This is a genomic window from Jeongeupia wiesaeckerbachi (assembly GCF_050916355.1).
In the GTDB taxonomy this organism is placed as follows: Bacteria; Pseudomonadota; Gammaproteobacteria; order Burkholderiales; family Chitinibacteraceae; genus Jeongeupia; species Jeongeupia wiesaeckerbachi.
The window spans coordinates 683,222-694,430 of the sequence record NZ_CP136946.1; the positions used below are offsets into that span (position 1 = coordinate 683,222).

General features: G+C 65.0%; 12 protein-coding genes. 7 read left to right on the forward strand and 5 right to left on the reverse strand.

The window, feature by feature from the left end:
* Positions 1-48: 48 nt before the first annotated feature.
* Together glnL and ntrC are read left to right on the forward strand one after the other, a co-directional pair.
* Positions 49-1,125: a nitrogen regulation protein NR(II) gene (gene glnL / locus R0382_RS03360; RefSeq protein ID WP_432722309.1), complete on the forward strand. Its 1,077-nt coding sequence runs from the start codon at positions 49-51 to the stop codon at positions 1,123-1,125.
* A complete protein-coding gene (gene ntrC / locus R0382_RS03365; RefSeq protein WP_432722310.1) occupies positions 1,122-2,522 on the forward strand; it encodes a nitrogen regulation protein NR(I) in 1,401 nt (466 codons plus the stop codon). The genes glnL and ntrC overlap by 4 nt, the downstream gene beginning before the upstream one ends.
* Here ntrC and R0382_RS03370 read toward each other — a convergent pair.
* The 4 genes from R0382_RS03370 to phoB all read right to left on the reverse strand — a co-directional run bounded on the left by R0382_RS03370 (position 2,519) and on the right by phoB (position 6,688).
* The gene (locus tag R0382_RS03370) at positions 2,519-3,259 is read right to left on the reverse strand and encodes a class I SAM-dependent methyltransferase (protein WP_432722312.1); all 741 of its coding nucleotides are present in this window, start codon (positions 3,257-3,259) and stop codon (positions 2,519-2,521) included. The genes ntrC and R0382_RS03370 overlap by 4 nt on opposite strands.
* Before the next feature lie 79 nt (positions 3,260-3,338).
* Positions 3,339-4,418, reverse strand: coding sequence for a transaldolase (gene tal, locus R0382_RS03375; RefSeq protein ID WP_432722314.1), 1,080 nt, complete (start codon positions 4,416-4,418; stop codon positions 3,339-3,341).
* A 183-nt stretch (positions 4,419-4,601) separates the two neighbouring features.
* Positions 4,602-5,897, reverse strand: coding sequence for a phosphate regulon sensor histidine kinase PhoR (gene phoR, locus R0382_RS03380; RefSeq protein ID WP_432722316.1), 1,296 nt, complete (start codon positions 5,895-5,897; stop codon positions 4,602-4,604).
* Between the two features lie 101 nt (positions 5,898-5,998).
* Positions 5,999-6,688 carry a phosphate regulon transcriptional regulator PhoB gene (gene phoB / locus R0382_RS03385; protein ID WP_432722318.1) on the reverse strand — a complete coding sequence of 230 codons (690 nt, stop codon included), beginning with the start codon at positions 6,686-6,688 and terminating at the stop codon, positions 5,999-6,001.
* Between the two features lie 167 nt (positions 6,689-6,855).
* On the opposite strand from phoB, the gene R0382_RS03390 reads away from it, so the two are divergent.
* From R0382_RS03390 to R0382_RS03410, 5 genes are read left to right on the forward strand one after another with little or no spacing between them, the layout of a single operon-like run.
* On the forward strand, positions 6,856-7,278 hold the full coding sequence (locus tag R0382_RS03390; protein WP_432722320.1) for a gamma-butyrobetaine hydroxylase-like domain-containing protein: 423 nt from the start codon (positions 6,856-6,858) through the stop codon (positions 7,276-7,278).
* Positions 7,279-7,297: 19 nt separating this feature from the next.
* Entirely contained in the window at positions 7,298-8,035 is a 738-nt protein-coding gene (ubiE, locus tag R0382_RS03395; protein ID WP_432722322.1) for a bifunctional demethylmenaquinone methyltransferase/2-methoxy-6-polyprenyl-1,4-benzoquinol methylase UbiE, read from the forward strand.
* Positions 8,035-8,610 carry a ubiquinone biosynthesis accessory factor UbiJ gene (locus R0382_RS03400; protein WP_432722323.1) on the forward strand — a complete coding sequence of 192 codons (576 nt, stop codon included), beginning with the start codon at positions 8,035-8,037 and terminating at the stop codon, positions 8,608-8,610. The genes ubiE and R0382_RS03400 overlap by 1 nt, the downstream gene beginning before the upstream one ends.
* Positions 8,610-10,124, forward strand: coding sequence for a ubiquinone biosynthesis regulatory protein kinase UbiB (gene ubiB / locus R0382_RS03405; RefSeq protein ID WP_432722324.1), 1,515 nt, complete (start codon positions 8,610-8,612; stop codon positions 10,122-10,124). Before R0382_RS03400 ends, ubiB begins: the two co-directional genes overlap by 1 nt.
* 27 nt (positions 10,125-10,151) lie before the next feature.
* The gene (locus tag R0382_RS03410) at positions 10,152-10,838 is read left to right on the forward strand and encodes a DUF502 domain-containing protein (RefSeq protein WP_432722326.1); all 687 of its coding nucleotides are present in this window, start codon (positions 10,152-10,154) and stop codon (positions 10,836-10,838) included.
* Positions 10,839-10,965: 127 nt separating this feature from the next.
* Here R0382_RS03410 and R0382_RS03415 read toward each other — a convergent pair whose 3' ends face one another.
* Positions 10,966-11,121 (reverse strand): hypothetical protein, encoded by a 156-nt coding sequence (locus R0382_RS03415; RefSeq protein ID WP_432722327.1) that lies wholly within the window; start codon positions 11,119-11,121, stop codon positions 10,966-10,968.
* Positions 11,122-11,209: the final 88 nt, after the last annotated feature.

The window sequence follows — 11,209 nt, forward strand, 5'->3', positions numbered from 1 at the left end:
CCGGTAATTGCTTAACGACAGCATGTCATCCATGCCACGGTGTCCAGCATGCACGACCCTCATTTTTGCGGCCTCGATTACCTGGAAGCGGCGGTGCTTGCCGTCTCCAGCGACGGTGCGCTGGTGTACTTCAATCCTGCCGCAGACGATCTGCTCGGCCTGAAGGGCGAACAGATCGGCCTGCCGCTGGCCGCCTGCCTGTCGCCGGCGAGCGCCGTCGCCGCCGCCGTCGGCACCGCGCTGGCCAAAAACGTCAGCATCACCGAGTACGAGCTGCTGCTGCCGGTCACGCACGGCGACGCCTACGTGACGCTGAACGCCGCGCCGATCGAGCTGGCTGGCGACACGCTGGCGCTGGTCGAAATCCGCCAGATCGACCAGCAGCGCCGTATCGCCAACGAAGAACGCTTGCAGGCGCAGCAACAGGCCAACCGCGAGCTGATCCGCAACCTCGCGCACGAGATCAAGAACCCGCTCGGCGGCATCCGCGGCGCGGCGCAGCTCTTGTCGGCCGAGCTGCCGAATCCGCATCTGCGGGAATACACCCAGGTCATCATCGAGGAATCGCAGCGGCTGCAAAGCCTGCTCGACCGGCTGCTGACGCCGCACCGGCTGCCGCAGCTGTCCGAGCTGTCGATCCACGAAGTGCTCGAGCGCGTGCGCAGCGTCGTGCTCGCCGAAACGCCGAACGGCCTGGCGGTGCGCCGCGACTACGACACCAGCCTGCCTAGCCTGATCGGCGACCGCGAACAGCTGATCCAGGCGCTGCTCAACATCGTGCGCAATGCGGTGCAGGCGATGGCCGGCGTCGGCGAGATCGTCTTGCGCACCCGGATCGCGCGCCAGGTGACGCTGAACCGCAAACGCTTCCCGCTGGCGATCCAGGTACAGATCGAGGACAACGGCCCCGGCATTCCCGAGGCGCTGAAGGACACGCTGTTCTACCCGCTGGTGTCCGGCCGCCCCGGCGGCACCGGCATCGGCCTGCATCTGGCGCACACCTTCGTCAACCAGCACCACGGCAGCATCGAATTCGACAGTCGCCCCGGCGATACCTGCTTTACGCTACTGCTGCCATTGAATGGCTGGCAGTCGGCTCGAACCCTCCAAGGGAGCACACCGTGAGCACCGTCTGGATCATCGACGACGACCGTTCGATTCGCTGGGTTTTTGAAAAGGCGCTGACGCGCGACGGCATCGACCATGCCACGTTCAGCTCGGCCACCGAGGCGATCGACGCGCTGTCGCGCTCGACCCCGGCGGCCATCGTCAGCGACATCCGCATGCCCGGCGAATCGGGGCTGACCTTCCTCGAACGCGTCAAGGCCGAGCACCCCGGCCTGCCGGTCATCATCATGACCGCGCACTCGGACCTCGAAAGCGCCGTCTCGGCCTTTCAGGGCGGCGCGTTCGAATATCTGCCCAAACCGTTCGACATCGACGCTGCGGTCGCACTGATCCGCCGCGCGATCGAGGAAGGCGAACGCCAGCTCGGCGAGGACGTGGTGCCGGCGGCCACGCCGGACATCCTCGGCCAGGCCCCGGCGATGCAGGACGTATTCCGCGCGATCGGCCGGCTGAGCCAGTCGGCGGCGACGGTGCTGATCACCGGCGAATCGGGCTCGGGCAAGGAACTCGTCGCCCGCGCGCTGCACCGTCACAGCCCGCGCGCAGCCAAGCCCTTTATCGCGATCAACTCGGCGGCAATTCCGAAAGACCTGCTCGAATCCGAACTGTTCGGCCACGAGCGCGGGGCATTCACCGGCGCCGACGCGCGCCGGACCGGCCGCTTCGAGCAGGCCGAGGGCGGCACGCTGTTCCTCGATGAAATCGGCGATATGCCGTTCGATCTGCAGACGCGCTTGCTGCGCGTGCTGTCGGACGGCTTTTTCTACCGTGTCGGCGGCCATTCACCGATCAAGGCCAACGTCCGCGTCATTGCCGCCACGCACCAGAATCTCGAAACCCGGGTCAAGGATGGCGCGTTCCGCGAGGACCTCTACCACCGGCTCAACGTGATCCGGCTGCGCCTGCCCGCGCTGCGCGAACGGCGCGAGGACATTCCACTACTCACCCGCTATTTCCTCGGCCGCTCGGCGTCCGAACTCGGCGTCGAAGCCAAGCGGCTTGCCGACGACGCGATGGCCAGGCTCGGCAGCTTCACCTTCCCGGGCAACGTCCGCCAGCTCGAAAATCTCTGTCACTGGATCACCGTGATGGCACCCGCTGCCGTCGTCACCGTCAACGACCTGCCGCCCGAGCTGTTCGACGGTGACACCGAAACCGAAGCAGCGGTCAGTGGCGACTGGCGCCGGCTACTGGCGCAGGAGATCGCCTTGCGGCTGGCGCGCGGCGATGCGCGCGTGCTCGACGACATCGTCCCGGCGTTCGAGCGCACCGTCATCGTGCAGGCGCTGACGCACACCGGCGGCAAGCGCATCGAAGCCGCCGAACTGCTCGGCTGGGGCCGCAATACGCTGACGCGCAAGATCCAGGAACTGGGGATGGAAGACGCGCTTTAAGCGCCGCCGCGCTGCACGGCGATCAGCAGCAGCATCGGCCGTTCACGTTCTTCGGCCAGCGCCGGCATCGCCGCAAGCTGCGCATCGCTCGGCGCCCACTCGTCGAGGTCCAGCAGCGTGAAGCCGTGCAGCCGCAGCAGGCGCAGCCAGGTGCCGATGGTGCGGTGATACTTAATCACACCGTCGGCCAGCCAGTCGGTCGTCCGCCGGCCTTCGATCGCATAGCCGTCGACCGGCCAGGTTTTTCGGCCCGCGGCGTCGATGACCCAAGCCGGCTTCGTTGGCGCCATATAGATCGGATGCTCGACCGAAAACACCAGCTTGCCGCCAGGCACCAGCGCACGGTGAAGTTTGGCGAGCAAGCCGGCCAGATCGTCGAGGTAGTGCAGCGCCAGCGAGCTGTAGGCAAAGTCAAAGCCGGCCTCGGCCAGCGTCAGCGTCTCGAAACCGGCGCGCTGATAGTGGATCGCGGCCTCGGCGGCGGTCATGGCCTCGGCCTTGGCCAGCATCCTGGCCGAGACATCGACGCCCAGCACGTCGGCCGCGCCATGCTCGCTGGCCCAACGGCAAAACCAGCCGAAACCACACCCCAGATCCAGCACCCTGAGCCCCCGCAGATCGGGCAGCATCGCCTGCAATGCGGGCCATTCCGGCGCGCCATCGAGCCCGTGCACCGAGCGGGCTAGCTGGCTGTAGCCGGCAAAGAAGCCCGGCGTGTCGTAGATGTTCTGTGCCATGGTGTTCTCCTGTTCAGGCGGCCAGCGACCAAAAAAAAGCCAGCCCGCAGGCTGGCTTTTTCCGATCAGACCGCAGCGATCAAGCGGTCAGTTCGAGCAGCTTGTCGAATGCATCGTCAAACAGCTTCAGCCCTTCGGACTGCAGCTGCTCGCCGATCTGGTTGAAGTCGATGTCGAGCTTGCGCAGCGCCGCCAGCGTCTGCACCGCGTCATCGATCTTGGTGTCGAGGCGGTCGGCAGCAACGCCGTGGTCGCGGAAGGCATCCAGCGTCGCATCCGGCACGGTGTTGACGGTTTCGGCGCCGATCAGCTCCTCAACATAGAGCACGTCCGAGTACGCCGGGTTCTTGGTGCCGGTCGACGCCCACAGCAGCCGCTGCGGATGCGCGCCGAGTGCCTTGAGCTTGTCGAAACGGGTGCCGTGGAACAGCTGCTTGTAGTGCTGGTAGGCGACCTTGACGAAGGCGATCGCGCTCTTGCCGCGCAGCGCCAGCGCTTCCGGCGTGCCGATGGCTTCGAGCTTTTTGTCGAGCAGCACGTCGACGCGCGACAGGAACACCGAGGCCACAGCCTGGACGTGGTCGACCGGCAGGCCGGCGGCGGCACGCGCTTCCAGACCGCGGATATAGGCGGTCAGCACGTCGTCGGTCTGCTTGAGGCTGAACATCAGCGTGATGTTGACGTTGATGCCGGCGGCGATCAGTTGCTCGAACGCCAGCACGCCGGCGTGGGTCGCCGGAACCTTGATCATCGCGTTCGGGCGGTCGATCGCGGCCCACAGGCGCTTGGCGGCGGCGATGGTGCCGAGCGCGTCATTGGCCAGATGCGGCGAGACTTCGAGGCTGACATAGCCGTCGAGGCCCTTGGAATTGTCGTACAGCGGACGGGTCAGGTCGCACGTTGCCCGGATGTCCGGCACCACCAGCGCTTCGTAGCGCTGTTCGGCGCTCAGATCCTGCTGCTTCAGCTCGGCCAGATCGCCAGCGTAGAGCGGGTCGGACGAGATCGACTTGTAGAAAATGGCCGGATTCGACGTCACGCCAGCAATGCCGTCGTCGTCGATCAGTTTCTGCAGGGCGCCGGACTTCAGCAGGCCGCGGGACAGATTGTCCAGCCAGATACGTTGACCGAAGGGCTTGATGGCAGCAAGTTTGCTCATGACGTGAACCTCATACTCGTGGATGAAGAGAAGGCCGCCAGCGCCGGCATGCCGGGGTAGCGTCAGCGGACATTATCTGACTGCGGCATGGGTTGGACCTTGCGCTGGGGCAAAGTGCCCGGATTGCGGGCTCCACTCGATTGTGCCAGAAATCCACCGACGCCGAGCTGGGTGCAACCTCGCTCAGACCTCGGCAAGCAGCCGCTGCATCGGGAAACGGACGGCGAATTCGCTGCCCTGACCGAGTCTGGACTGGATCGCCATCTGTGCCTGATGGCGCTGCAGGATGTGCTTGACGATCGCCAGCCCGAGCCCGGTGCCGCCGGTGGAGCGCGAGCGGCCGCGGTCGACGCGGTAGAAGCGCTCGGTCAGCCGCGGCACGTGTTCCGGGGCGATGCCGATGCCGGTGTCCTGGACCGCAAACACCGGCTGACCGTTGTCGATGCGCCAGTGCAGGGTGATCGTGCCGCCGGCCGGCGTATAGCGGATCGCGTTCGAAACGAGGTTGCCGAACGCCGAGTGCAGCTCGTCGTGGTTGCCGATCAGCCGCGCCGGCATGATGGTGCCGATCGCCACCGTATGCCGGCCCTGCGACAGCCCTTCGGCCTCGACCGCCAGCAGCCGCATCAGCTGCGGCACATCGACCTCTTCCTCTTTCATCTGCATGCCGTTCTCGAGCCTCGAGAGCGTCAACAGGTCGTCGACCAGCCGCTGCATCCGCTGCGTCTGGTCGTACATCAGTTCGAGATGCTTGTTGCGCGTCGCCGCGTCGACGTCGGGCATGTCGATCATGGTTTCGATGAAGCCGCCGACGACAGTCAAGGGCGTGCGCAGCTCGTGCGAGACATTGGCGATGAAGTCGCGGTGCACGGTCTGGATCCGGTCGAGCTGGGTGATGTCGCGGCTCAGCAAGAGCTTGCGCGTCGAATCGAACGGCACCATCTGCACCGTCAGCACCTGATCGACCGGCCTGGTCAGCCGCAGCATCAGCGGGTGGGCGAAGTCCTGGCTTTTCAGGTACTCGCGCAACCCCGGCTGGCGGATGATATTGGTGATCACCTGCCAGACGTCGGCGACGCGGTCGATGCCGAGATGCTGGGTCGCGGCCTGATTGCACCATTCGATCCGGTCGTGCTCGTCGAGGATCAGCACGCCGTCGGGCAACGCCTCGCCGGCGCTGGTAAAGCGCTCCAGCGTCGCCGCCAGCCGCTCCTGCTGCTTCTTCTGCAGCCGCACCTGATCGTAGAGTTTGTCGAACAGGTCCTGCCACAGCAGGAAGCTGGCCGGCACCCGATCGACATGCGGGTCCTGCAACCAGCGGTGCAGCCGGCCCAGGTTGTAGAGGTGGAACAGCGCCGAGCACGCGACCACGACGAGCGCGAAAATCAACCCCCATTCGGTGCCGGCGACCGCGCCGATGAACAGCGCGATCAGCGCCACCGAGAGGTAGTAAATCAGGGAACGCAGCCAGAGCATCATATTCAGCGCCAAGCGCGTCTCGCGAAGGATCGTGGGCGATTGTGGCACCCCCGCCGGGCTGCGGCGATGCCAAATCTTTACGACCGGATGAAGAAATGCGCTTATTGCTGCGCGGAGAATCGATAGCCGGTGCCGCGCACGGTCTGGATCAGCGCGTCGAAACCGGACGATTCGAGCGCCGAGCGCAAGCGACGGATGTGCACGTCGACGGTGCGCTCCTCGACGAAGACATGGTCGCCCCAGACCTGGTCGAGCAGTTGTGCACGCGAGTGCACGCGCTCCGCGTGGGTCATGAAGAAGTGCAGCAGCCGGAATTCGGTCGGCCCCAGATCGAGCGGCTTGCCGTGACCGGTGACGCGGTGCGTGGTCGGATCGAGCCGCAACCCTTGAACCTCGACAACGTCGTCGGTCACCTGCGGCGAACGGCGGCGCAGCACCGCCTTGATCCGCGCCTGCAGTTCACGCGGCGAAAACGGCTTGGTGATGTAGTCGTCGGCGCCGGTTTCGAGGCCGACGATCTTGTCCTGCTCATCCGAGCGCGCGGTCAGCATGATCAGCGGAATCGTTTTGGTCCGCTCTTCGGCGCGCAGCTTCTTGGCGAAGTCGATGCCGGACATGCCCGGCAGCATCCAGTCGAGCAGGATCAGGTCGGGCAGCGCATTGCGAACGATGCCCATCGCCCCCTCGACCGAATCGGCGCGCATCACGTGGTGGCCGGCCTGAGTCAGATTGAAGGCAATCAGCTCCTGGATGGCAGGTTCGTCTTCGACGAGCAGGATATTCGCAGGCATGATTTGTTCCCAATGGCATTGCGTGGTTTGTGGCGAGCGTAATGCCTTCATGTGAATTTAATATTACAAGTCTCCAGGCCCTGACGCATTTTGCAAGCCGCTTCGGACGCGACGCCCCGCACCCGCTCGCGTTATCATTGCAATCTGTTCCCAGACACCCCTTCCTCATGGCCGGACTCCAAGCCCACACGCCGCAACCGACCGCGCTGACCCTGCATCAGGGCCGCCGCGTGCTCGACATCGCCTTCGACGACGGCTCGGCGTTTTCGCTGCCGTGCGAATACCTGCGCGTCCACTCGCCGAGCGCCGAAGTCCGTGGCCACGGCAATCCGGTGCTGCAGGTCGGCAAACGCGACGTCAACATCGTCGCAATCGAGCCGGTCGGCAACTACGCGGTCAAGCTGGTGTTCGACGACGGCCACGATAGCGGCCTGTACTCGTGGGACTGGCTGTACGAACTCGGCCGCGATCAGGCCCGGCTGTGGCAAACCTATCTCGACCAGCTCGCCGCCAGCGGTGGCCGCCGCGAGCAATCGGATGCCGCGAGCCAGACGCCACCACACAGCGCGCACCGCGATCCGCAAGACTGATACTGATACCGGGTGATTTATGACTGAGCAGCAAACGCATTTCGGCTACAAGACCGTCAACGAATCGGACAAGGCGCAAAAGGTCGCCGAGGTCTTCCACTCGGTCGCGCAGAAGTACGACGTGATGAACGACCTGATGAGCGCCGGCCTGCACCGCGCCTGGAAGTTCTTCACCATCGAGACCAGCGGCGCACGACGCGGCAACAAGGTGCTCGACATCGCCGGCGGCACCGGCGACCTGTCGAAGGCCTTCGCCAAGAAGGTCGGCAAGGAAGGCCAGGTCTGGCTGACCGACATCAACAGCTCGATGCTCGGCGTCGGCCGCGACCGCCTGCTCGACGCCGGCTTCGCCGTGCCGACCGCGCAGTGCGATGCCGAGAAACTGCCGTTTCCGGACAATTACTTCGACATCGTTTCGGTCGCCTTCGGCCTGCGCAACATGACGCACAAGGACAAGGCGCTGGCCGAGATGCACCGCGTGCTCAAGCCCGGCGGCCGCTTGCTGGTGCTCGAGTTTTCCAAGGTATGGGCGCCGGTCAAGCCGGTGTACGACCTGTACTCGTTCAAGCTGCTGCCGCTGATGGGCAAGCTGATCACCAACGACGCCGAGTCCTATCAGTATCTGGCCGAGTCGATCCGGATGCATCCGGATCAGGAAACACTGAAGACGCTGATGCAGGACGTCGGTTTCGGCCGGGTCGAGTACCACAATATGAGCGCCGGCATCGTCGCGCTGCACAAGGGCTACAAGTTCTGATGCTCGCAGGCCTGCTCAACCGCCTGTTCGACCACGACGCCGCGGCGCGTGCCGAGCTGGCGCGTTTCGACGGCCGGGTGATCAGGCTAGTATTTCCGGTCATTCAGGCCACGCTGGCGATCGAAGCCGGCCGCTTTGCCGCCAGCACCGCCCCAGCCGAAGCAACACTGACACTCGGGTTGCGCTTCTTTGCCGCACTGCCGTTCGACCGCACCGCGGCGCAGCGGCAGTTGCAGCTCGACGGCGACGTCCAGCTGGCCGCCGGCATCGGCCGCGCGCTCGGGCAGCTGCGCTGGGACGCCGCCGACTCGCTGTCGTCCTTCGTCGGCGACGTCGCCGGACGGCGCATCGTCTGGCTCGCCGGCAAGGTCGGCGGTGTGCCCGGCGCCATCGGCGCACGCATGGCGGTGCACCTGATCGAATACTGGCGCGACGAAGCGCCGCTGCTGGCGCACAAGCGTGACGCCCAGCCCCATTTCACCGCGGTCGATACGCTGCGCGACGACGTCGCGCGGCTGGAAAAACGCCTCGCCCTGCTCGATGCCCAGCTCGATCAAAGGCTCGCCAAGAAATAATGCGCCTGCTACGTCTGATCAAGATTGCCCGGGTCGTGCTCCAGTACGGACTCGATGAATTCCTGCTTGGCCACGAGCGCGTCCATGGTCTGCGCAAGCTGATCAATGGCGTGTGCTTCTGGCGCAAGCTCGACCGGCCGCGCGGCGAACGGCTGCGGCTGGCGCTGGAGGACCTCGGGCCGATTTTCGTCAAGTTCGGCCAGGTACTGTCGACACGCCGCGACCTGCTGCCGACCGATCTCGCCGACGAACTCGCGCTGTTGCAGGACCGTGTGCCGCCGTTTTCCGGTGATACCGCCGTCGCGGTCATCGAAGCCGGTCTCGGCCAGCCGCTGAACGTGCTGTACGCCGAGTTCGACCGCACGCCGGTCGCCAGCGCGTCGATCGCCCAGGTCCACCGCGCCATGCTGCCAAACGGCCGCGCCGTCGCGGTCAAGGTGTTGCGGCCCGATATCCTGCCGGTGATCGAATCCGATCTGGCGCTGATGCGGGTGATGGCCGGCCTGGTCGAGCGACTGTTCGCCGACGGCAAGCGCCTGCGGCCGAAGGAAGTCGTCGCCGAGTTCGACAAGTATCTGCACGACGAACTCGACCTGATGATCGAAGCCGGCAACGCCAGCCAGCTGCGGCGCAACTTCCTGGGTTCGACCCAGCTGATCGTGCCCGAGGTGTTCTACGACTGGACCAGTCGCGAGGTGCTGACGCTCGAATGGATGGACGGCACGCCGATCAGCCAGATCGATGCGCTGCGCGACGCCGGCATCGACCTGAAGAAGCTCGGCCGCTACGGCGTGGAGATTTTCTTCACTCAGGTCTTCCGCGACGGCTTTTTCCACGCCGACATGCACCCGGGCAACATCTTCGTCGCCGCCGACAACCGCTATATCGCGCTCGATTTCGGCATCGTCGGCAACCTGTCCGATGTTGACAAGCAGTATCTGGCGATCAACTTCCTCGCCTTCTTCAACCGCGATTACCGCCGTGTCGCCAGCGCGCATATCGAATCGGGCTGGGTGCCCGCGGGCACCCGCGTCGAGGAACTCGAGGCCGCGGTGCGTACCGTGTGCGAGCCGATCTTCGACAAGCCGATTTCGCAGATCTCCTTCGGTCAGGTGCTGCTGCGGCTGTTCGAAACCAGCCGCCGCTTCAACGTCGAAATCCAGCCGCAACTGGTGCTGCTGCAGAAAACGCTGCTGAATATCGAAGGCCTCGGCCGTCAGCTCGACCCCGATCTCGATCTGTGGGACACGGCCAAGCCGTTTCTGGAACGCTGGATGAACGAGCAGATCGGCTGGCGCGCGCTGGTACGCAACCTGAAGCACGAAGCGCCGCAGTGGGCGGCGATGCTGCCGACGTTGCCACGCAAGCTGAACGAACTCGCCAGCACCAACCACGTCGAGCTGATGGTTACCGGCTATCAGGGGCTGATGTGGGAACAGAAGAAACGCAACTGGCTGCTGGGTACCATTGCCGCCCTGCTCGCCGGCCTGCTGCTGACCCTGTGGCTGCGTTGAGCCTCCGTTTACTTTCTGCCGAATCCCATGATCAAGCGTAGCGCCAAATCGATTCTCACCACCTGGCTGGCCGGCCTGCTGGCCCTGCTGCCGCTGGCCCTGACGCTGACGCTGCTCGGCTGGGTCGTCAGCCTGCTCAACAGCTATATCGGCCCCGGCAGCCTGATCGGCCGGATGTTCTCGGCCATCGGCCTGCAACTGGTCGACAACCCCTACCTCGCCTACGTGGCCGGCACGCTGCTGCTGATCGTCGCGATCTACCCGCTGGGCGTCGCCGTGCAGTCGGGGCTGAAGAAACCGCTGGCCAAGCTGGTAGACCTGACGCTGCGGCGGATTCCGCTGTTCGGCAGCCTCTACAATCTGGCCGACCGTTTTGTCGGCCTGCTCGACCAGAAACAGGAAGCCGACATCGGCGCGATGAGCCCGGTCTGGTGCTTCTTTGGCGGTGATGGCGTCGCGGTACTGGCGCTGATGCCGAACCCCGAGCCGGTCGATCTCGATGGCCGGCTGTATCACGCGGTGCTGGTACCGACGGCGCCGGTGCCCATCGGCGGCGGCCTGCTGTACGTGCCGGCAGACTGGATCAGGCCGGCCAATATCGGCGTCGACAAGCTCACCAGCGTCTATGTCTCGATGGGCATCACGCCGCCGCCAACGCTGCGTAGCGGCAAGGTGGCCATCGACGGCGGCGCGGCGCCGACACTGCTGGGCTGAACGGCCGGCTTTTCGGCCGACCGTTCGTCGCTTAGTCCCGATTCAGCGGGATCGAGCCTCCCATTCCTGCCGATATCGCGACACTGACGTCCTGCCCGCAAGGGGCAGGACAGGCGCAGCAGACGCCTCAGCCGACATTGCCTTCCGGCGTTTCACCACTGTCCTGCAGCGACGTGCACAGACGGCTATGGCCGTCGTATTGCTGGATCAGCGCGGGCCCTGCGGCGTCGAGCGCGCTGTGCAATGTGGCAAGGTCGAACAGGGTATTCAGCTTGGTTTCCATGGTGTGCTCCGATTGCGATGACTAACCCTGTCATTTTATGCTGCGTCGCAACAATATTAGTAAATTCGTAAATCATACCTTCAGTAAT